Source organism: Rahnella sp. Larv3_ips, assembly GCF_003697865.1.
Taxonomy (GTDB): Bacteria; Pseudomonadota; Gammaproteobacteria; order Enterobacterales; family Enterobacteriaceae; genus Rahnella; species Rahnella rivi.
Map to the genome: position 1 here is coordinate 655,925 of NZ_MJIB01000004.1, position 22,605 is coordinate 678,529.

Annotated in this window: 16 protein-coding genes; 12 read left to right on the plus strand and 4 right to left on the minus strand. The window is 52.8% G+C overall.

The window, feature by feature from the left end; genetic code table 11:
* Window positions 1-248: 248 nt before the first annotated feature.
* A complete protein-coding gene (locus ED901_RS05460) occupies window positions 249-5,489 on the plus strand; it encodes an RHS repeat domain-containing protein (RefSeq protein ID WP_122095225.1) in 5,241 nt (1,746 codons plus the stop codon).
* Window positions 5,490-5,606: 117 nt separating this feature from the next.
* Here the strand turns inward: ED901_RS05460 and tpx are convergent, their stop codons facing one another.
* Window positions 5,607-6,110 carry a thiol peroxidase gene (gene tpx / locus ED901_RS05465; RefSeq protein WP_122095227.1) on the minus strand — a complete coding sequence of 168 codons (504 nt, stop codon included), beginning with the start codon at window positions 6,108-6,110 and terminating at the stop codon, window positions 5,607-5,609.
* Between the two features lie 137 nt (window positions 6,111-6,247).
* Between tpx and ycjG the strand changes: the two genes are divergently transcribed.
* On the plus strand, window positions 6,248-7,225 hold the full coding sequence (gene ycjG, locus ED901_RS05470) for an L-Ala-D/L-Glu epimerase (protein WP_122095229.1): 978 nt from the start codon (window positions 6,248-6,250) through the stop codon (window positions 7,223-7,225).
* 127 nt (window positions 7,226-7,352) lie between these two features.
* Complete coding sequence (locus ED901_RS05475) at window positions 7,353-8,987, plus strand: ABC transporter substrate-binding protein (protein WP_122095231.1); 1,635 nt, start codon at window positions 7,353-7,355, stop codon at window positions 8,985-8,987.
* A 70-nt stretch (window positions 8,988-9,057) separates the two neighbouring features.
* On the opposite strand, the gene ED901_RS05480 is transcribed toward ED901_RS05475, so the two are convergent.
* Entirely contained in the window at window positions 9,058-10,263 is a 1,206-nt protein-coding gene (locus ED901_RS05480; protein WP_122095233.1) for an MFS transporter, read from the minus strand.
* 101 nt (window positions 10,264-10,364) lie between these two features.
* Between ED901_RS05480 and ED901_RS05485 the strand changes: the two genes are divergently transcribed.
* From ED901_RS05485 to ED901_RS05495, 3 genes are all read left to right on the plus strand, one after another.
* On the plus strand, window positions 10,365-11,297 hold the full coding sequence (locus tag ED901_RS05485; protein WP_122095624.1) for a LysR family transcriptional regulator: 933 nt from the start codon (window positions 10,365-10,367) through the stop codon (window positions 11,295-11,297).
* A gap of 95 nt (window positions 11,298-11,392) precedes the next feature.
* Window positions 11,393-12,376 carry a zinc transporter ZntB gene (zntB, locus tag ED901_RS05490; RefSeq protein WP_056771922.1) on the plus strand — a complete coding sequence of 328 codons (984 nt, stop codon included), beginning with the start codon at window positions 11,393-11,395 and terminating at the stop codon, window positions 12,374-12,376.
* Window positions 12,377-12,657: 281 nt separating this feature from the next.
* Window positions 12,658-13,335, plus strand: coding sequence for a hypothetical protein (locus ED901_RS05495; protein ID WP_122095235.1), 678 nt, complete (start codon window positions 12,658-12,660; stop codon window positions 13,333-13,335).
* A 59-nt stretch (window positions 13,336-13,394) separates the two neighbouring features.
* On the opposite strand, the gene ttcA is transcribed toward ED901_RS05495, so the two are convergent.
* Window positions 13,395-14,321, minus strand: coding sequence for a tRNA 2-thiocytidine(32) synthetase TtcA (ttcA, locus tag ED901_RS05500; RefSeq protein ID WP_122095625.1), 927 nt, complete (start codon window positions 14,319-14,321; stop codon window positions 13,395-13,397).
* A gap of 229 nt (window positions 14,322-14,550) precedes the next feature.
* On the opposite strand from ttcA, the gene ED901_RS05505 reads away from it, so the two are divergent.
* Both ED901_RS05505 and ED901_RS05510 read left to right on the plus strand, forming a co-directional pair.
* Window positions 14,551-14,784 (plus strand): YgdI/YgdR family lipoprotein, encoded by a 234-nt coding sequence (locus ED901_RS05505; RefSeq protein ID WP_056770372.1) that lies wholly within the window; start codon window positions 14,551-14,553, stop codon window positions 14,782-14,784.
* 33 nt (window positions 14,785-14,817) lie between these two features.
* Entirely contained in the window at window positions 14,818-15,045 is a 228-nt protein-coding gene (locus ED901_RS05510) for a YgdI/YgdR family lipoprotein (RefSeq protein WP_056770375.1), read from the plus strand.
* 80 nt (window positions 15,046-15,125) lie between these two features.
* On the opposite strand, the gene ED901_RS05515 is transcribed toward ED901_RS05510, so the two are convergent.
* The gene (locus ED901_RS05515) at window positions 15,126-16,934 is read right to left on the minus strand and encodes a transporter (RefSeq protein ID WP_056770378.1); all 1,809 of its coding nucleotides are present in this window, start codon (window positions 16,932-16,934) and stop codon (window positions 15,126-15,128) included.
* A 291-nt stretch (window positions 16,935-17,225) separates the two neighbouring features.
* On the opposite strand from ED901_RS05515, the gene ED901_RS05520 reads away from it, so the two are divergent.
* From ED901_RS05520 to ED901_RS05535, 4 genes are all read left to right on the plus strand, one after another.
* Window positions 17,226-18,518 carry an alginate lyase family protein gene (locus tag ED901_RS05520; RefSeq protein WP_240993895.1) on the plus strand — a complete coding sequence of 431 codons (1,293 nt, stop codon included), beginning with the start codon at window positions 17,226-17,228 and terminating at the stop codon, window positions 18,516-18,518.
* Window positions 18,515-20,644, plus strand: a complete 2,130-nt coding sequence (locus tag ED901_RS05525; RefSeq protein ID WP_122095239.1) for a heparinase II/III family protein — start codon at window positions 18,515-18,517, stop codon at window positions 20,642-20,644. Before ED901_RS05520 ends, ED901_RS05525 begins: the two co-directional genes overlap by 4 nt.
* Before the next feature lie 13 nt (window positions 20,645-20,657).
* A complete protein-coding gene (locus ED901_RS05530; RefSeq protein ID WP_122095241.1) occupies window positions 20,658-21,434 on the plus strand; it encodes an SDR family NAD(P)-dependent oxidoreductase in 777 nt (258 codons plus the stop codon).
* A gap of 93 nt (window positions 21,435-21,527) precedes the next feature.
* On the plus strand, window positions 21,528-22,250 hold the full coding sequence (locus ED901_RS05535) for a FadR/GntR family transcriptional regulator (protein ID WP_122095243.1): 723 nt from the start codon (window positions 21,528-21,530) through the stop codon (window positions 22,248-22,250).
* Window positions 22,251-22,605: the final 355 nt, after the last annotated feature.

The following is a 22,605-nucleotide window of genomic DNA, read 5'->3' on the forward strand; positions in this document are numbered from 1 at the left end:
CCCGGTTGTCTCTTTATCACTGATAAGATCACATTCTTATTCACCGCAAATTAAACCTAAGTAAGCATCTTACTTAGGTTTTTTTATTCATTAACCCGCGGAATCTCCAGCGTTCTTCATCAGAATATTCACAGTATGTTGTGTGGTTGACAGACGATATAAAAAATATCGTGATGATGACATTTCTCCTTAAAGTAATAAATGACAGTTCATAGCCTCAATCATTTATTAAATAAAAGGAATTTATAATGGATACTTCATCAACATCAGTGATATCTGCAGAAAAAGAAATCAGTCATGTTCCTGCATCAGATAAACACGTATTACAGAGCACAAACGACGGACAGGAATTTAGTCAGTCGGATGCTCTGTCATTTGCCAGCTTCCGCCGGGGGAGCGTTGACCCTCGCACCGGAAGTTTTAATTATACAATACCTGTCGCCAGGATCACCGGAAACAGCCGGAGAGGGCCGTCGCTGCAACTTTCATTGAAACATAATCATTTCTCCAGCAGAAACGAAGGTTTTGGTGCCGGCTGGTCGCTGGGGTTGAGTAAGTTTTTCAAAGATAATGACCGGATGAAACTGCTGTTAAAAGACGGAAGAATTATCGATCTTAAAGAAAAGAATGGGACTTACCTTGTCGAAACGGTTGATCTGAAGAACTTCATATTGACTAAGCTTACCGGTTCAGACAGCGGTTACAAAATAGCGTATAAAGACGGTTCAACAGAGATATTAAAACCCGTTACATCAGATAATAAATTTGTTTATGTGACGGAAATAATACAGGAGGATGGCTATAAATTAACTATTGACTATGATTTCAAAGAATCTGTTTCTCTGGAACCCTTTGTCAGGCGAATTTATGATGAGTCAGGAGAAGAGTTAATCTCTGTCTCCCGTAACGGCACCAACATAAGATATAACGTTATCATTGAAATTTTCAAAAGCATCAGTAATCTGGCCAGTAAACTTAACCTGACAATAAAAGAAACAACCAGTAATTCGATTGAGTCCTGTCTCGCCATCTCTGATAAAACCACCAATATATTGACATTTACTTATCAGCAGGGGGCGTATTTCAGGCTGATAAAAAAGGTTGAGAGTAATTTCTTTGGCCCCGCGACAGAAATCATCAGTTATGATATTCAGCTTGCTGCGCCGAAAGGCTCAACGTTCGCAACATTACCCGCGGTGAGTGCATACCAGTTCACTATGGTTTCCCCGGCAACAGGAAAAACCAGTACAGAGGAGTATAAATACAGTTATGGTGAAAATATTTGGTCTAATAATTTTTTAGGCAATAATGGTGTGGCGGCATGGGATAAGAATGCTATCGATAATATTTATTCCTGCCGGGCAGATTATACATATTTTACGCAGCAAACATTATTTCTCGATAATGTAGAAGAGTGTAAAAGCAAATTTACCTATGATAAATTCCACCGCGTTATAAGAGAGGATATTACCGTTTCACGTGTTGTCGCCCCTGTCGTGGCGCAAACTATTACCACTCAATACACTTACTCAGGTAACGTTTCAGAAACCTATTCTTCACTGCCCGCCACCTATAAACTTCCTGTTTCGATCAGAAAAGACTATGTCGAGAAAGATGACCAGGACAGCCATATGAGATCGGAAACCTCTTCGTTCACCTATGACCAATACGGTAATATAGAAACCCATAGCGACAGTGGCGGGGTGTCAATAGATTACATCTATTATCCTGCCGCAGGTATGACAGGTAAATGCCCAAAGGATAAAAATGGGTTTGTCCGCCATCTGTATTACAGTAATAAATATCGGAATGATTTGTCAGTGGATTCGGTGGAAAACACCTACACCTATCTCTCTTTGCAGGTAAAAGAGGGGTATGACTATGTAGTGGAGAACAGTGAAACGGAAAGAAAAATAATTTCCATGCACTGGAGCGATAACTCTAAAAAAGTGGTTAAAACTTACTATGGCATGGATGAAAAGAATGTGTTCAACCGGGGTAAGTTAAAAAATACAACGTTAATTATAAATGGTCAGGAATGCATGACCATAAGCCATGATTATTCGCTGAGTAAGACTGGGAATGAATTCATCATCAGTACGACGCAAAAAGGGGCTGACGGTAAACAGTTCGTGTATTCAGAGACGGCGATGACCCGGACCGGGTGGCCGGTTTGCATGACTGATGCATTGGGAGTGAAGACGACCCTGACTTACGATAATGTCGGGCGCATCATCTCTGCGACCAGAGCCGAAGGAACCCCTTATGAAAGCACAACGAATTACAATTATGCTTATGATCCCATAAAAAACTTTTTCTCGAAGACCACGCAGGCCCCTATGTCGGGCAGGGTGACTGAAACCTATGATGCGCTCGGTAATGTGGTTAAACAGGTCATAGACAACAACGTCGTCTATATTGCTGATTTTAATACCCGGTCGCAGTTATTATCAGAAGTAAATTATGACTATGATGTCCCCCTGTTAAATAATAAATACGGTGAGCTGAGGATTACTGAAAATTATCTCTATGATGCATTGGGTAATGTGCGTGAAGTAAAAAAAAATGACGCCACCGTTCACTTTAGTCGATTTAACATCGGAGATGCAGTCCTGACGGAATACATAAAAGCGCCTGACAGGAATGGGTATTACTGTTATGAAGAAAATGAATATGATCGCAGATGCGGGCTCCCTCTCAGTTCTACAGATTACAATAAAGATGGAAAAACCAGGGCATTGCAGAAGAACTATTATTATGATGCTTTCCATCGGGTAAACAAAATCTCTTCCAAAGATGCCGTCAATGGCTCCACGTTCGTTGAAAATTATGAGTATGATTTTTTCGACCGGCCAATAACACGAATAGAAAGCGGGGAAGAGGGCGCATGCCGGACAACGGCAATGCAGTATTGGAATTATGGTCAGGAAAGTAAGCTGACGCAAATTTCTGTCGATAATGTCCCTGTTGGTTATCAGACGTTTGATACCTTAGGTCGCCTGATAGAGCAGGATCGTAACCCGGCGAAGAAAAACGCATTCACCACTCGCTACAAATATAAAGACAACTGCACGTCAGCTTATGAAAAAATCACCCCTGACGGCGACGTGATTAACTATGTTTACATCCCTGAACTGGACCTTCTTCCTGCTGAAATAACTATGCCGGGAAATAAAGAAAGTTTTAGTTATGTCTATGACAAAGACACGGTCAAACTGGTGGAGGAAATGCATAAGACAGCCTCTGGTGAATCCATTCGCACGCTTGAGTATGACAACCAGCAAAGACTTATTAGCGAAGTGTTTTCAGATAATCCAGGGAAGATCAGTGGTCAGAATGTTTACACGTATACCTTTGGTGGCCGCTTAACTTCTGTCACTAAATTATTAACGGGGCAGCCGACCCAGACAACCCGCTACCGTTATGATGATAATGGACGTCTGGCCGCGCTTTCAGCAGGGCATGACAATGAAGCCGATCTTGAAATAGAAGTGTTATACCTTGCAGGAAATTATCCTTCACTCATCAGGTATCAGTTGATTCAGTCTGACAGAAAAATTGTAAAATACAGTATGCAATTGAATTATGACCATAAGTTTAGAATAAGTGAAAAACGTTACTATGACAGTGCCGGAAATCTTATCTCTAAAAACGCTGAAAAATTCAATGGCGCAGGAAAAGTCACAAGCAAAGAAGTTTTTGTTAAGCCTGATAAAAAAAGCATGACGAACTTTAAGTTTGATTACCTTGGACGTTTAATCCATGCGGCAATAGAAGATTCATCCACTCAATATCCTCTGGATCTGAATGCGGAAGAGGTCAGTCAGTTCGATTATCAGTACGATAACTTTGACAATATGACGTCCAGCAAAGCCACCGAAAGATACTCGGGATACATCAATGAAACCCGCTATTCCTACGCGGGGAAAAATCCCTTTGAGCTGACTTCTGCGTTAATGAACGGAAAGAGTCCCCGTAGCCCTTTGCTACTCACCTATGATGCTGCCGGAAATGTGATTAAGAAAAAAGCCGGTAATATGGAGGCAGTGGAATATCAATACGATGCGTTTAATAAATTAATGAAATCCACCGCCGCCAGTAATACCACGTCCTTACGTTATGATGGCAGCGGTAATATGCAAAGCCTTGGGCTGAGCATAGGCAGCAGCGAGGCTCAGTCCCGCAAAAGTCACTATCATTACAGTAATGGCGTTTTTGATGTATCAGAGAGAAAACAATCACCTGATGCACGTAGTCAGGATATTGCGACCTATATTAAAAGTCCTGTGGGTACTGAGGCTATCAATATTCTCAGTGGCAGTTATGGCGCCTATAAAAAAGAACAAAATTTATTTTTAAGCGATCGTCTTGGCTCTGTCTATGCTGAACTGAAGGATTCCGGTACGGACAATATTACGCCCTTAACCTATACGCCTTACGGCCATTTATTAAACGGTGCAGCAATACCTGCTTATGATCCCGTACGTTTTGCCGGAGAAAAATATGATGATCTTACCGAGTTATATCATTTAGGAAACGGAACCCGTTCTTATGATCCTCTCCTCATGCGTTTCATGCAGTACGATTCGATGAGTCCCTTTGGCGAGGGGGGCATAAACCCTTATAGCTATTGTGGCGGTGACCCTGTTACGTTCTCTGACCCTTCCGGGCATGGTCGTGATGTGGCGATTATGTTCGCCGCAATGGGATTGGTATTTTCGTTGCTGTTCCTGGGGCTGGGCGTGTTGGCACTACTGGGTGGGGCGGCACTCTTGCTGGGGGGAATTGCGGTGGCTGCCGGAGTTTTTGGCACGACAGGCAGTGCGCTGGGCGTGGCTGCTGCCGCGGTCGAAGATGAGGAACTCTCGCAAAAATTATCCATCGCCAGCGGGGTCTTCACAGGGGCATCTTTGGCATTAGGTTTATTCCCGGCATTATTATTTGGCGGTCATAAATTATCGTGGAAATTAATGCAAGCCTTCTCAAAGGGCCGGGTCTTTCAGGCAAGGTTGCAGAATGTCAGATTTTATCCTGGTGCCAGTTATCGTGTATCTATGCCGTTTAAATATAACAATCAGTCAGTCAGGCTCGTGAATGCCCATGGGAATGGGGATAGAGGGTTGTTATCTCATGCCGTCGAAAATACGTCTCATCCGGGTCGATGGGTCGACAAACCGGTTTCTGTCGATCAGTTTGCACAATTCACCAAAAACATTTTGGTCAATGAACTGAGGGACAACGATAGCGCACTCTTTATAACCGCCTGTGGTGGCTCACAAGCCGGTGCGAACAGTAACGCACAAAGTTTGGCTAATTGTATGAACCGACGTGTTTATGCATTTCCATCAGGTGTGGTTTCCTCCCATATTCAGGGATCTATGGCTGACGCGAATGTGACCTATTATGGCGTGCCGTGGTTTGCAAAACCTAAATTGTTCAGCCCGGTCACTGCGGGGGGGAATGCCATACCTATGTTACCGCTGGCGTGAATATCTAAAAAAACCAGCCCGCTATTTCCCGATATTAAGATGAGGTAACGGCAGGGAGTCTGAATAAAAACGCACCGTACAATATAATGTCGGTGCGTTTTTTTTAAATCAGGCTTATTACTTTAATACTGCCAGCGCAGACTCATAGTCTGGCTCGGTGGTGATTTCGTTAACCAGTTCGCTGTACAGCACGTTGTCCTGACCATCCAGAACCACAACCGCACGGGCAGTCAGGCCAGACAGCGGGCCTTCAGCGATAGCCACGCCGTATTCGGATTTGAAGTCGCCGCCGCGCAGGGTGGAAAGTGTGACCACGTGGGTCAGGCCTTCCGCACCGCAGAAGCGGGATTGTGCAAACGGCAGATCGGCAGAAATGCACAGCACAACGGTGTTGTCGATTTCGCCTGCCAGTTGATTGAATTTACGCACGGACGCGGCGCATACGCCGGTATCAATGCTCGGGAAAATGTTCAGGACTTTACGCTTGCCCACGAAGCTGCTCAGGCTGACATCAGAAAGGTCTTTAGCGACCAGAGTGAAAGGCTTGGCGACGTCGCCTTTTTGCGGGATTTTACCTGCTACGGTAACCGGGTTGCTCTGAAAGTGTACTGTCTGGGTCATGATGTATTCCTATGTCCATTGGAGTCAAACGGCTTTCAGTTTAGGGTAACAATTGTAGGTTGGATATAGATTATTTGCTAAATAGTTGTATACATTGAATGTATGCCGTCGGGCATTGATCCATTTAGGGAGCCTCTATGAGAAGTGTTCGCTTTTATCCGGAAGCCTGGCCGTTACATACCGCCTTTGTTATCTCTCGTGGCAGCCGCACCGAAGCGCGGGTGGTGGCGGTTGAAATTGAAGAAAACGGCATTCGCGGCGTGGGTGAATGCACGCCGTATGCGCGTTATGACGAAAGTGAGGCGTCGGTGATGGCGCAAATCGCCAGCGTCGTGACCGCCATCGAACAGGGTGCGAGTCGCGAACAGTTGCAACATTTACTGCCCGCCGGTGCCGCGCGAAATGCGCTCGATTCGGCGTTGTGGAATCTGGAAACACAAACCAGCGGCCTGAATTTGTGGCAGCTCACCGGTACGGAGCCTCTCGCCTCGGTGAGTATGGCGCAAACCGTCAGCATCGGTACGCCGGAAGAGATGGCCGAAGCCGCGCTGGCATTGCAGAAAAAGGGCGCGACGCTGCTGAAAATCAAACTTGATGACCGGCTGATTGCCGAGCGTCTGGTGGCTATCCGTACCGCCGTGCCCAATGCGTCGCTGATTGTTGATGCCAACGAAGCCTGGCAAAGTGACGGGCTGGCCGAGCGCTGCCAGCTGCTGGCCGATCTCGATATTCTGATGCTCGAACAGCCGCTGCCTGCGGGGGAAGATTCGGCGCTGGAAAATTTCATCCATCCGCTGCCGATTTGCGCCGATGAAAGCTGCCATACCGTTGAAGGGTTACCGGCGCTAAAAGGGCGCTACGAAATGGTGAACATCAAGCTGGATAAAACCGGCGGGCTGACCGGCGCACTGCGTCTGGCGCAGGAGGCACGCGCGCTGGGCTTTGAGATCATGCTTGGCTGCATGTTGTGCACGTCCCGCGCGGTTCGCGCCGCTTTACCGCTGACGGCTGGCGCGAAGTTTATCGACCTCGACGGTCCGACCTGGCTGGCGCAGGACGTTGAGCCGCCCATGAAGTTCCATTGTGGCGGGATTGACGTCGCGGGGTCTGCCTGATTTTACGGCGGATGTCGCACTTTTGTGCGCGGGGGCAAAACTGGAGCGAATTCTTATAGGGGATGAATTGAAGAAATGATACAACTCCTTCATTGCTCATAGTTTTTATGAATGTCAGGAGAAATTCATGCCGCAGGGAAAATCGCTTCCGCGTCTCTCATATTCCGTCTGTGCAGCGTTAGTCGCACTAAGCTTCGGCCCGGCTAACGCCGCAGACGTTCCCGCCGGAACACAACTGGCCGCCAGACAAGAAATCGTCCGGCATATCAAAGACGAGCCTGCCTCACTGGATCCGACCAAAGTGATCGGCCTGCCGGAAGCGCAGGTGGTGCGTGATCTGTTCGAAGGGCTGGTCAGCCAGGACGCTCACGGTAAAAACATTCCGGGCGTCGCTGAAAGCTGGCAGAACCAAAATAATCAGGTGTTTATCTTCAACCTGCGCAAAGACGCAAAATGGTCCAATGGCGATCCGGTGACCGCACAGGATTTCGTTTACAGCTGGCAGCGTCTGGTCGATCCCAAAGGCCTGTCGAGTGGCGCGTGGTTCGCCGGGCTTGCCGGAATACAGAATGCGGATGCGATCATCGCCGGTAAAATGCCGACGGATAAGCTCGGCGTGACCGCCATCAGCCCGACGCAGCTGCGCGTCACGCTGGATAAACCGGTGCCTTATTTTGTCAGCCTGCTGGCGAACTTCAGCCTGTTCCCGGTGCACAAAGCCACGGTGGAGAAATATGGCGAAGACTGGACCAAGCCCGGCAATCTGGTGGGGAACGGCGCTTACGTGCTGAAAGCGCGCGTGGTGAATGAAAAGCTGGAGCTGGAACCCAATCCGCATTACTGGGATCACGCCCGCACGGTGCTGACCAAAGTGACCTTTGTTCCCATCAACAAAGAGTCCAACGCCACCAAACGTTATCTGGCCAATGATATCGACATCACCGAGTCCTTCCCGAAAGATCAGTATAAAAAACTGATGCATGATATTCCGGGGCAGGTGTACACGCCGTATCAGCTCGGCACTTACTACTACGCTTTTAACACCCGCCGCGCACCGACCGATGACGCCCGTGTGCGCCTGGCGCTGTCGATGAGCATTGATCGCAGCGTGATTGCCGATAAGGTGCTGGGCACCGGTGAAAAACCGGCGTGGCATTTTACGCCTGATGTGACGAACGGGTTTACACCGGTGAAAAGCGAAATGCAGCAATATTCGCAGGAAGAACTGAATGCGCAGGCCAAAGCGCTGCTGGCGGCGGCGGGTTACGGCCCGGCTAAACCGCTGCATCTGACGCTGCTGTACAACACCTCAGAAAGTCATCAGAAGATTGCGATTGCCGTCGCCTCAATGTGGAAAAAGACGCTGGGTGTGGATGTTAAACTGGTGAATCAGGAATGGAAAACCTACATCGACAGCCGAAACACCGGCAATTTCGACGTGATCCGCGCCTCGTGGGTGGGGGATTACAATGAAGCCTCGACGTTCCTGTCGCTGTTAACCTCAACGCACAACAGCAACATCAGCAAATTCAGCAACGCCGACTACGACAAAGCCATCGCCGACGCCAGCCGTGAAACTAACGACGCGCGCCGTAATGACGATTACAACAAAGCCGAACAAATCATCGCCGAACAGGCACCGATCGCGCCGATTTATCAGTACACCAACGGTCGCCTGATCAAACCCTGGGTGAAAGGTTATCCGATTGAAAACCCTGAAGACGTGGCTTACAGCCAGGAAATGTACATCATCAAACACTGATGACTGAGCCTTCAGAAATGCCAAAAGCGCCCCGACATCAGGGCGCTTTTTTTATGTGCAAGCAAACACTTTACCCGTTGCGGCTGATCAAACGCACGATAAGCGCCGCGGCGGCGGCCACCGTTGCCAGCAGCACGACGCCCGCCCAGCCGCCCGCCTCAAGGGCTTTACTGCCGAGCGCCGCACCCGCCGACATGCCGATAAACACCACGGTGAACAGCAGGGCATTAAGACGGCCACGCGCGGCAGGTTCAAGGCCGTAAACCAGGGTCTGATGGGCCACCAGAGTGGCCTGGATCCCTAAATCAAAGCCGACCGCGCTGAGCACAATTAACGCCAGTTGCGCAGGGGGCGACAACAAGGGCAGCAGAAACATCGCGGCAAAGGAAACCATCACCAGGGCCGAGCCGATTTGCGTCACCCTGGCCGGGCCTTTTTTGTCCGCTAATGCCCCGGCCAGCGGCGCTGCCAGCGCACCGGCGGCACCGGCAAGACCAAAAGCTCCGGCAACGGCGCTGCCCAGGTGATACGTGTCATTAAGCATGATGGCGAGTGTGGACCAGAACGCACTGAACGCCACGGAGAGCAAACCCTGAGCCAGCGCGGCACGGCGCAGCGTTTTATAGTGTTTCCACAGACCAAACATCGAGTGCATCAGCGCGGCATAGCTGATGCGCGTCGCAGGGGTAAAGCGGGGCAGCACGCGCCACAGCGCAAAACCTATCAGCGCCACGCTGATTGCCGCGAGCTGATACATCACCCGCCAGCCAAAATATTCAGCCACAAAGCCGCTGACCACGCGGGATAGCAGGATCCCGACCAGCAATCCGGTCATCACCGTGCCCACCGTTTTACCCCGCTGTGCCGCCGGCGCGAGGTGTGCTGAGGCGGGCACAATATCCTGTGCCATGGTGGCGCCAATGCCGGTGATGAGGCTTGCCGCCAGCAGCCCGTGAATACCGGGCACAAACCCACACAGCAGCAGCGCGGCGGCCAGCAAAATGCTTTTCAGCAAAATGATCGTGCGGCGGTCATGGCGGTCACCCAGCGGGATCAGAAACAAAATGCCCAGCGCGTACCCTGCCTGCGTCAGCGTGGGGATCAGGCCCACTGACGTTGTGCTGGCATGCAGATGGCTGCCCATAATCCCCAGCATCGGCTGGCTGTAATAAATCGAGGCCACACTCAGACCGGCTCCCGCCGCCAGAGTAAAAATGATTTTGCCTGACAGCGCAGATTCGGGTTCTGCCGGTTTTGCAGCAATAATATCGGACATTATGTATTCCTGAGTGAATGAGGTAACCAGGAATGCATTCTTCACCTGAATGGTTATGAGTGGTAGGCTGGGGTAAGGTAAAACTGTTATACGCGGGACGTATGAATACACCTCTCACCAGCGGCATTGACCGCATCGATCTGATGCAAACATTTATCCGGATTGTCGAAAGCGGCAGCCTCTCGGCGGCGGCCATTCAACTGAGCACCAGCCAGCCGACCGTCAGCCGCAGGTTGCAGTCGCTGGAACGCCTGCTGGGCGCAAAACTCATCCTGCGTACCACCCATGCGATGAAACTCACCGACGACGGCGAACGCTGTTATCAGCAGGCAAAATTATTACTCGAACACTGGGTGGCGCTGGAAGATCAGCTGAGCGGCGCGGGTGATGAACCCGTGGGCACGCTGCGCGTTCGTGCGCCCCATGCCTTTGGTCAGGATCAGATGATTGAACCGCTGACGCGCTATTTGCAGCGCTATCCCAACGTGACGATTGACTGGATGCTCAACGACCGCACGCCGGATTTCCTGTCAGAAGATATCGACTGCGCGATCCAGGTGGGTAACGTAGCGGATCCATCGATGGTGGCGATCCTGCTGGCAGAGGTTCCGCGGATTGTGGTGGCTACGCCGGAATTATTGCAGCAGCATCCGGTGACGCAGGTGAGCGAACTGGGGCGACTGCCGTGGATCGCGTTCAGCACTTTTTACCGCAATGAGGTGACGCTGCGTCACGACAACGATGACATCACCGAAAGTTGTGTCATTTCGCCGCGAATGGCGACAGACAGCCTTTATGCCGTTCGCAAAGCCGCGCTCACCGGGCTGGGAGCGGCAATCGTCTCCGCGTGGGTGGTAAATGATGACATTGCCGAAGGGCGGTTGCAGCGGGTTTTGCCGGGCTGGAATGCCTTGCCGCTGCCGGTCTATCTGGTTTATCCCTACGCCACGTATTATCCGGCGCGGTTGCGCAAGTTCTTCGACGTCATGCGCAGTGTGATGCCCGAACTGGCAGAAATGCGGGTGGCCCTGTAACGTAAAGTGGATAAATCACCGCAGGGTTGAGTTTTTGAACTTCAGGCACTTAACGTTACACTGAACAGAATTTGAGAATGAAGGCGAGGAACATCGTGGAAGTCATCAAGGGAAAAGAACTACAGGTACCCGATGCTGTGTATTCCTTCCAGCTCGACGGTCAGGGCGGTGTGAATGATATCAGCGCGCAGTGCGTTGCCACGGAGGAAAAACCGTGCTGGCTGCATCTGGATTATACCCGCCCGCAGAGTGAAAACTGGATCAACACCACGCCGGTCTTGCCGGACGCCGTCCGCGAGGCACTGGCCGGTGACAGCGTGCGTCCAAAAGTCATCCGTATGGGCGAGGGGACGCTTATCACTCTGCGCAGTATCAATCTCAACGCGGATTCGCGGCCTGATCAGCTCGTCACCATTCGCGTGTATCTTACCGATAAAATGATCGTCTCCACGCGTCACCGCAAAGTGTTCTCCATGGAAGAGATGATCAATGACATGCAGCAGGGCAGCGGGCCGAAGAATACCGGCAGCTGGCTGGTGGAAATGTGTGATGCGCTGACCGACCACACCAGCGATTTTATCGAAGATTTGCACGACAAAATCATTGATATCGAAGATGACCTGATGGAACAACAGGTGCCGGAGCGCGGCCAGATGGCGTTGTTGCGTAAACAACTGATTGTTCTGCGCCGGTACATGGCTCCCCAGCGCGATGTGTTTTCCCGTCTTTCCAGCGAGCGTTTACCCTGGATGAATGACGACGAACGCCGTCTGATGCAGGAAATCTCTGACCGTTTAGGGCGCGGGCTCGACGATCTCGACGGCAGCATCGCCCGCACGGCCGTGCTTTCTGACGAAATCAGTTCCCTGATGGCCGATTCCCTTAACCGCCGCACTTACACGATGTCGATGCTGGCAATGGTTTTCCTGCCGACCACCTTCCTGACCGGGTTGTTTGGCGTCAACCTTGGCGGGATCCCCGGCAATGAATCCCATTTAGGCTTTACGATTTTCTGCGTGTCGCTGGTCGTGCTGGTGGGCGGTGTGGCCTGGTGGCTGAAGAAAAGCCGCTGGCTGTAGTGCGTGTTTTGCTGAAAAAAAACCAAAAAAAAGCCGGTCATAAGACCGGCGTCGTTCGAATCAAAAAGTGCTATGCATTAATTCTAAAAATTTGGAAATAAGACAATATGGAGCACAACGCCCATCGCTTGACGTTGCATTCACCTGCGGAATGGATAGTGCACCGATTCAGCAGTTCCAATGTTGATTTGGCTCAATCTTTTTGAGGTTTATGTGCGGTTAGCTTTTTCAGAGGGCATTTTTGCCACAGGGCTCTCAACACTTGCGGTCAGGAGTTTGTCTTGCATACCGGAAAAATGATCCATCAGGCATACGAAGAGACGACCCGGCGGACGCTGGGTTTATGGCAGGCACATCCGCAGACGGGGGAGGTCAGATCCGCGCCTTTCTATCATCCCACCCGGCTGGCGATTACCAGCGGCAACCGGGCCGGCGCACCGATGGCGGGGTTATTAGCCCGCGCAGAACGCGCAGCGCAAGGCGATCCGCTGGCCGATATCGCGCCGCCCGAGGGTATGCACTTTACCTTTTTTGCCATCACACAGGCGTTGTATGACCGGCCGGAAGAGGCAGAAGGTCTGGCGGAACTGACTGACATTTTCAGGCAGCATTGTGCGGGGCATGTGATGCGCATAAGCGATCTGCGGCTGGTGCCGCTGGCGGATCAGCTTTTGCTGGCGGGCATTCCCGATGAGGAAAGTTTGCGGGTCAGGCAGTCGCTGGTGGAACATTTACTGGGGACGTCGTGGGCGGGAAAAATTAAAGAGCGCTATCCGGGCGCGGCCATCCCGCAAATATTCTGGCACAGCACTTTGCTGCGCTACAGCGCTCAATATTTGCCTTCCACCCTGCGTGATTTTTTCCACGAAAATCAGCATCAGCGGTTCGGCGAAATCAGCCTGCCGGTGAAACTGGTGATGACCAATTACAACTGGACCGACACCGTCGATCTGTGCTGAAAATGCAAAAGCCCGCACAGGCGGCGGGCTTTCAACTCTAAACGGTTAACGCCTGAAGATTATTTAATTTCCAGCACGTTCAGACGCTCAACCACCGCGACGGTTTCATCGTCTTCCGGCTGCCAGCCGACCGGCTGCATCGGGATCTCTTCCCGGTCGAACGCCAGATCACCGCCGTCTACCACGTCACTGCCGTGCTGAATCCCTTTAAAATCAAAAAGATTCATATCATTAAGATGTGAAGGCACCACATTTTGCATCGCGCTGAACATGGTTTCGATGCGCCCCGGATACTTTTTGTCCCAGTCTTTCAGCATGTCGCCGATCACCTGGCGTTGCAGGTTTGGCTGCGAACCGCACAGATTACAAGGAATGATCGGGTATTCACGGGCAATCGCGAAACGTTCGATGTCTTTCTCGCGGCAATATGCCAGCGGGCGGATCACGATATGTTTACCGTCATCGCTCATCAGTTTCGGTGGCATACCTTTCAGCTTGCCGCCGTAGAACATGTTGAGGAACAACGTTTGCAGAATATCGTCGCGGTGATGGCCGAGCGCGATTTTGGTACACCCCAGCTCTGTGGCGGTGCGGTACAAAATGCCGCGGCGCAGACGTGAGCAGAGGGAACAGGTGGTTTTGCCTTCCGGGATCTTATCTTTGACGATCGCATACGTGTCTTCAGTGACAATCTGATATTCCACGCCCAGTTCCTGCAAATATTCCGGAAGAATATGCGCCGGGAAACCCGGTTGTTTCTGGTCAAGATTGACGGCAATCAGGGAGAAATTCACCGGTGCGCTTTTTTGCAGATTGCGCAAAATTTCCAGCATGGTGTAACTGTCTTTACCGCCTGACAGGCAGACCATAATGCGGTCGCCTTCTTCGATCATTCCGAAATCCGCAATCGCTTTACCGACGTCACGACGCAGGCGCTTTTGCAGTTTATCAATGTTGTATTTTTCTTTCTGAATTGGACTTGTCACAAATTTCTCTTTCGCAAAATCGCGGCGCACAGGCCGCCAGTGTCTATGCGCAGTAGGGTACGGATTTTGGTGCCTGCTGTCAGGTGGATTTTTGTGAAAACCCGCTTTTTTTGCGTCCAAAAAACAGCCAAAAAACTTCCGTTTGTCTGATTTTGGGCTGAATGTGAAATTCGTGACTATAGTTAATAGACTAATTGTTAAGTCAAAACCCCAATTCAGGAGGGAAGATATGAAAAGGAAAAACCTTATTGCCGCATCGCTGGCCGCCGTCTCAATACTGTTTGTTGCAGGCTGCGCCTCGAATCAGGCAATAAAAACGACGGACGGAAAAACCATCGTAACGGACGGAAAACCACAGGTCGATGACGATACCGGTCTGGTGTCGTACAAAAATGCAGAGACAGGTAAGACAGAGCAGATTAACCGTGATCAGGTTAAAAACATGAGCGAACTGGATAACTAATTTTTCAGGTCAACAATGACAAAGGAGAGAACGATGAACAGGAAATTGATTTTGCCACTTGCCGCATTAATCAGTGTCGCAGCGTTGTCAGGCTGCACCCGCACGAGTTATGCCATTCAGACGAATGATGCCCGTACCATCATCAGTGACGGAAAACCAAAAGAAGCTGAAACTGGCTTACTGGAATATACCGATGCAAATGGTGTGAAACAGCAAATCAGTAAAACTGAAGTCAAACAAGTGACGGAACTGCCAAAGTAATATCGCTTTATGTCTGTTTTTTCCGAAATCTCAACCCGCCTCACCAGGCGGGTTTTTTTATGGGTTAAGCACGCCACATCTTACCGTTGCGACGCCACGATTTTTACCTTGTCTGCCGCCGCCGCTTTCTCTGCTTTAGCGGCATTCATGCCTTTTTCTGCGCTGCGGTGCAAAATCCAGCCGAAAACAAGAATCGACAGGGCGCAGAGCAGGAACAGAATCCGTCCCCACAGCGGGTTTGGCACCAGGACCATCAGCAGTAATCCGGCACCCATGTACATGGAGATCCGCCCGATTTTATCCCGTTGCAGGCGGTCGAATTCATCCTGTTCGTTGTCGGCATACACCGGGGTTTCCATGTCGATGAAGAACTGTTTGCGCTGGGTTTCTCGCGCCGTGTTGGCTTCGCGATAGAACAGGGTGGTCAGGCAGAAGAAGCCGCCGGTGAACACCAGATGCGAGAAGATGTTCCACATGATCGCCACGTCCAGCAGCTCACGTGCGGTCAGCGTAATGCCGGCGAGCCGGGCGACGTCCGGCGCGGTGAACACATTGGCGACGATGTAAGACACGCACAGCCCGAACAATACGGTGACCCAACCCGCCCAGTCCGGCGTTTTACGGATAAACACCCCGAGGAACAGCGGCACCACGATCGGCGCCTGCATCAGCGTACCGACTTTCATCATCAGGTCGAACAGGCTGACGGTCTGCATCGTGTGCATATATTGCGCCACCAGAATCACCAGCACGCCGTTGACCACGCAGGCGATCTGGCCGACGCGCAGCTGATATTTGTCGCTGCGCTCGCCGTTGCGGTTGACGATAGGCGTCCAGAAGCTGCGCACAAAGATCCCCGAGTTACGGTTCAGCGCACAGTCCATCGACGACATGGTGGCGGCAAACAGCCCGGCCATCAGCAGGCCGACGGTGCCGAGCGGCATCGCGCGTTCGGCGAAAATCAGATACACCGCATCCGTGGCGTTTTTCCCCAGTTCAGGGTGTGCGGTGGCGGCGTCCGGATAAAGGATGGCCACCGCCCACGGCGGAATAAACCAGATAATCGTGCCGACCAGCATCAGCAGCAGCGCAAACAGCGCGGCCTTTTTCGCATTGAAACTGTCTTTGGCATTCAGAAAGCGATAGGAATCCTGGAGGTTATTGATGCTCTGCACATTTTTGATGAAAAAGAACAGGAAGCAGGCCACCAGAATCGAGATGTAGTGCGGCCCGACGTCCGGCCCGGTGAAGAAGCCGGAAGGGAATTCGGTCACCAGTTTGACCGGTCCGCCGACTTTAAACAGCGCCACCACCGCGCAGGCGATGGAAATGATCGCCACCACCAGCGTCTGCACGAAATCGCTCGCCACCACGCCCCATGCGCCGCTCAGCAAGGAAATCACCAGCACCACCACGCCGGTCACCCACAGCGTCAGCGTAATGTCGTGCTTGAACACTGCGCTGGCAAACACCGCCAGACTGTTCAGCCACACACCGGCACTGAGAATGCTCAGCGGAATGATCATCCAGGTGAAAAACTGTTCGTTACCTTTGCCAAAGCGATGGTTGATCGCCTCTGTGGCAGTATCGACCCGTAACTGACGAAAGCGGGTGGCGAACCACCACCAGGCAATCAGGTAACCGAACACGTTACCGGCGAACACGCTGACCACGTTGAAGCCGTAACGGTAAGCCTGTCCGGCGGCACCGGTAAAAGTCCAGGCGCTGAACTGGATCATGAACGCGGTGGCACCGACCATCCACCAGAGCATGCGTCCGCCACCGCGAAAGTAATGGCTCGAGGAGCCGGATGCCATTTTTTTGAAGGCATAACTGATGGCAATCATTAAGACGAAGTAACCGATCATGACCAGAACATTGATATCCATTGTCGTTACTCTCTCGTTTGCAGGTGAGGTGTTTTTGGTTATGTATTGAGCAAGCGTAGAAGAGGGTGATGAAATTAAAAGTCCGACAAATAAGAAATGCTTAGTTTGTTATCGATTTGTGAAGCGGGTCACTTGTTGGGCGTATTGTGGCTTTTTAAGCCAATTCTGACTGGCGCTTCTCAGCATTCATTGCTTTATTTGTAGTACTAAAGCGAACATTCATTGTAATCCGGAGAACGCATGATGTTATTTCAGTGCCGTACCCTTGGGGTAAAAAAGCTCGCCGCCGCGATGGCGATGACATTTTGCAGCGCAGGCGCACTGGCGGCAGAACCGGCCTTTCTGAATACCGCACAGATGGACGTTGTGCGTCAGCAACTGCATGACAACACCGCTGCCCCGCAGACCTCAGACGCCTATCGGCAGTTGCTGGCGGCAGCGGATTCGGCGCTGAAAAAACCCAACCTCAGCGTCACTGATAAAGGCATGACGCCGCCCGGCGGTTCGAAACATGACTATCTCAGCCTGAGTGCCTACTGGTGGCCCGACGAGAGTAAATCCGACGGATTGCCGTGGATCCGCAAAGACGGTCACGTCAATCCGGCCAGCAAAAATGATCAGAGCGACGGTGTGCGGCTGGCGGATTTTACCGCCCGGGTGCAGAACCTGACGCTGGCCTGGTATTTCTCCGGCGAACAAAAATACGCTGACAAAGCCGCCAGCCTGCTGCGCACCTGGTTTATCACCCCGCAAACCCGCATGAACCCGAACCTGAATTTCGCGCAGGGCGTGCCGGGGATCTCGCCGGGTCGCAATGCGGGCGTGCTGGACGGGCGTTATTTCTCCACCCGCATCGTCGATTCGCTGGTGCTGCTGCGCGGTAATCCGGCGTGGAGCGACAACGATGATCAGCAGTTACGCGCGTGGATGACGGAGTATCTGCACTGGCTTCAGGGCAGCAAAATCGCCAAAAAAGAGGGGCGGACTGAGAACAATCACGGCAACTGGTACGTTACGCAGGTTTCCGGCATCGCCTGGTATCTCGGTGATAAAGCGGTGATTGGCGAGATGGCGACGCTGATGAAAAGCAAACTCGACGTACAACTTCGCCCCGACGGCACGCAGCCCGCCGAACTGGCGCGTACCCGCTCCTTCCATTACAGCTATTTCAACCTGCAGGCGATCAGCATGATGGCGGTGCTGGCGCAGAAAAACGGCATCGATCTCTGGCATTACAAAACCCCGCAGGGCGGCAGCCTGCTGACCTCGCTGGATTTCATGGCGCGCTTTAGCGATCCCGCTGTGCCCTGGCCGTACAAATCCATCGATCAGATCCGTGTGCGCCCGCTGCCGTTACTTTCCTGGGCAGATAACGCCACCGGCCAGCAGCGTTATCAGCAAAAAATCCGCAGCGCGACCTTCACTTTACCGCCAGCGGATAACACTAAAAAAATGGCGGGCGGATATCACGAAGATGTCACCCGCGGCGCGGTGCGTGAGGCTGAACGCGAAACCTGGCTGCTTTCGCTGCCGTCGTTTGCCACCGGGTATGTCGCGCCTCAGCCACAGGAGAGCGGAAAATGAAACCCTGGCTGCCTTTGCTGATCTCCGCTGATGAGGCGGAAAAATTGCGTGCGGAAATTAACGCGGATTCTCTGGCGGGCGAGGCACTGCGCGGGCAGATTTCCGCGCTGGAGCATTACATGCTGAACGCACCGCAGATCCCCGGCCAGGGCGAGGCGGGCGGCCCGGAGCACGCGCAGCACAAGCAAAATTATCTCTATATCCATCTCGCCGGTCGCCTGTTTCTGATCACCGGCGAGCCGCGTTACCGTGATTTCGCGCTGGCGCTGCTCACCGGCTATGCCGATATCTATCCCTCTCTCGGCAGCGCCACCAGCAAAGACAGCAATGCGCCGGGGCGGTTGTTCCACCAGACACTGAACGAAAACATGTTCTGGTTGTACACCGTCGAAGGCTACCACTGCCTGATCCCCACGCTTGACGCCGGTCAGCGTGAACACATCGAAGCGGGCCTGTTCCGCGTGATGGCCGACGATGCGCTCAACCGGCACAGCAAAGATTTCGATATCGTGCACAACCACGGCATCTGGTCGGTGGCCGCTGCCGCTTTCAGCGGCTATGCCCTTGACTCTCCTTCATTGGTCGAAAAAGCCCTTTACGGGCTGAAAGGCGACAGCGACAGCGGCGGATTTTTCGCCCAGCTCGGCCAGCTTTTTTCACCGGACGGCTATTACATCGAAGGGCCGTATTATCACCGCTTTGCGCTGCGCCCGCTGCTGATGCTGGCGGAAGTGATCGAACGCCGTCAGCCGGAATTACAGATTTACGCCTTCCGCGATCAGATCATCCGTAAAACCTGCGAAGCGCTGATGCAGACCGCGTTTCCCGATGGCATCTGGCCTGCGCTCAATGACGCCTCCAAAACCATGGGTATTGGCGACGAGGGCGCGGTGATCGCCGCCAGCGTCTGTTATCACCGTTATGCGCACAACCCGCAGTGGCTGGCCGTCGCCCGGCAGCAAAACACCGTCTGGGTCAGCCCGGCGGCGCTCGATTTATCGGCGGCGTTGAAAAATACGCCAGCCGCACCGGTGAGCTGGGGAAGTGTTGCCCTGCGCGACGGGCCGCAAGGTACGCAGGGCGGTCTGGGGATTTTGCGCACTCCCGGTCAGGAGATGGCGCTGATGTGGTACGGCCAGCATGGCAGCATTCCGCGTCTGCATTCGGCGCTCAACCACGGCCATTTCGACGGCCTGCATCTCAGCCTGTACAGCCGCGGGCGCGAATATTTACGTGACTACGGCTTTGGCCGCTGGGTAAACGTCGAGCCAAAATTCGGCGGTCGCTACATTCCTGAGAACAACAGCTACTGCAAACAAACCGTCGCGCACAACACCGTGGTGGTGGATGAGCAGAGCCAGAACGGCGGGCACAGCCTGGAGGCCGAAACCCGCTGGGGCGAGCAGCATTTCTTCGTGACGGATAACCCGGCAGGACAGGGCATGAGCGCGCGGCTGCATGACTATTACCCCGGCGTGGATCAGCAGCGCACCGTGCTGATGCTGCAACTGCCGGAGTGCAGTGCGCCGCTTATCGTCGACGTTTTCCGTCTGATCAGTGCGCAGGCGCATCGCTATGATTACTGCCTGCATCATCTCGGCCAGTTTGTGCGCAGCGACGTGACGCTGGCGGTGGCAGAGCACCTGAAACCGCTGGGTGAAAACCACGGTTATCAGCATCTGTGGGATTGCGCCCGCGGCCAGGTAGCGGCGGGAGAGTCGGCTTTATTCAGCTGGCTCGACGGCGATGCCTACCGCACGATGATCAGCGCCTTCCCGGACGGTGGCGAGCTGATTGTCGCCCGCACGGGAGCGCAGGATCCTCATTTTAACCTGCGTAATGAATCGGCACTGTTGTTGCGAACCCACGGCAGCCGGGCGATTTTCGCCAGCGTATTTGAAACGCACGGCTATTTCGACGAGGCCAGCGAAACCTCGGTGGACGCGCGCGGAAAGGTTGAGCGCGTCAGCGTGGTCAGCCATGACGATGAGCACACGGCACTGACTATCGGCTTTACCTCACAGCGGACGCTGAGCGTTCGCATCAACAACCGCGCCGCGCCGACGTCTGCCAACGCGTTCAGCGTGGCGTGGCAACCTGACACACCTCTGAACATCCCTGAATAATGAAGGAGTCATCATGTTTAACGATTTAAAAGGTCAGCGAGTTTTGATTACCGGTTCAACCAAAGGTATCGGTCTGGCGGCGGCCAAAGCCTTTGCGGCGGCGGGGGCTAAGGTCGGTATTAACGGCCATCGCCACGATGCCAGCCTCAACCAGCTGGCGTCGGAAATTGAACGTCACGGCGGCGAAGTGGTCTATTTTGGCGCAGACGTCACCCGGTCCGCCGAGTGCGAGGCGCTGGTATCGCGCTTCGTTGAACATTTTGGTGGCCTTGACGTGCTCATCAATAACGCGGGCGGTCTGGGCGGACGTCAGGGGCTGGAAAGCATTGACGACGATTTTTACGACCATGTCATGGATCTCAATGCCCGCTCGGCGCTGATGGTCACGAAATACGCCATTCCGCATCTGCGTCATTCGGCGAAAGAAAGCGGTAAAACCACCTCGGTGATCAGCACCGGTTCCATCGCCGGGCGCGAAGGCGGCGGCCCCGGTGCCAGTTTGTACGCGGCGTCCAAAGCCTGGCTGCACAACGTTCACCGTAACTGGGTGAAAGAGTTCACCAAAGATAACATCCGTTTCAACGTGATTTCGCCGGGCACCATCGACACCGTTTTCCACGCGGATAAAAGCGCCGAAGTGCGGGAGAAAATCGCCGGTTCGATCGCCATGGGGCGCTTTGGAACCAGCGAGGAGCTGGCACCCAGCTTCCTGTTTTTCGCATCTCACGCCTGCAGCGGCTACATCACCGGCCAGATCTTAGACATTAACGGCGGGCAGATGGCGCCGTAGCGCACAGTTCTTCAGTTTCAGAGCGGAGGGCGCATGCAGCGTGCCTCCGCCTGAACTATGCTGTCGGCAATCTGCACTGAAAAAGGGAAGAGTATGACGATGCAGTTTGAAACCGCCGCAGGCATGACGCGTGGGCTGAACACCCACATTGCCCGCGATATCGCCCGTAAAATTCTCTCCGGCGAACTGGCCTCGGGTGCCATTTTGCCGAGTGAAATCGAGCTCGGCGAACAGTTCGGTGTCAGCCGCACGGCCCTGCGTGAAGCGCTGAAATTGCTCACGTCTAAAGGGCTGCTGGAATCACGTCCAAAAATCGGCACCAGGGTAAAAGAGCGTCCGCAATGGAACATGCTCGACCCGCAACTGCTGGAATGGATGCAGGGCATGGAAGCGACGGAAGAGATTTATCACCAGTTTCTGGAGTTTCGCAAAGCCATCGAACCGCACGCCACCGCGCTGGCGGCCGTGAATGCCAGCAAAGAGCAGCGCATTGAACTGTCGTGCATTTATCGCCAGATGTGCCACGTCTCGGAGAACTTCGACGCGCAGGCCTGGGTGGAGATCGACACCCAGTTCCACCGGATGATTTTCATCTCCTCCGGCAACTGTTTCTATGTCCCGTTCGGCAATGTGCTGACCACCATTTTCAAATGGTTCTTTGAATACTCCTCCAAAGAAGGCGGCATGTGCCTCAACGAGCATAAAAGAATTTATGAAGCGATCATGGCAGGAGACGAAGGCGCGGCGTATTCGGCATCGCTGGGGCTGATGAAAGGGCATAAACATAGGTTGAGTCGAGGGGATAAAGGGGGGTAGTGGTGACTTTAAGGTCAAAGTCAAAACCTTGGGCTCGCCGCCCAAACGGGCCTTAAGGGGGGCTTATCGCCGCCCCCCTTAAGAATCCCAGGCTCTTTCACTGCGCGCTGCCGCTCGCCAGCTATATTCCAGCGGCTACCGCTATTGCCGCAAACGCCGCCGCTGCGCGGTCCTCTCATTTCAGGTTCGAACCCGCTCGGAAAAACCCCCTCGCGGTTTCTCACCGTTCATTCGACGTCGTTTTGAGCGCGGCCAGAGGCTTCTTAAAGCACAACCTCACCGTTTTCGACTTTATAAATCAGAAATAAATCAGAAAATTAAGTCTCAATAATCATTTGAATTACATAGCCATTGG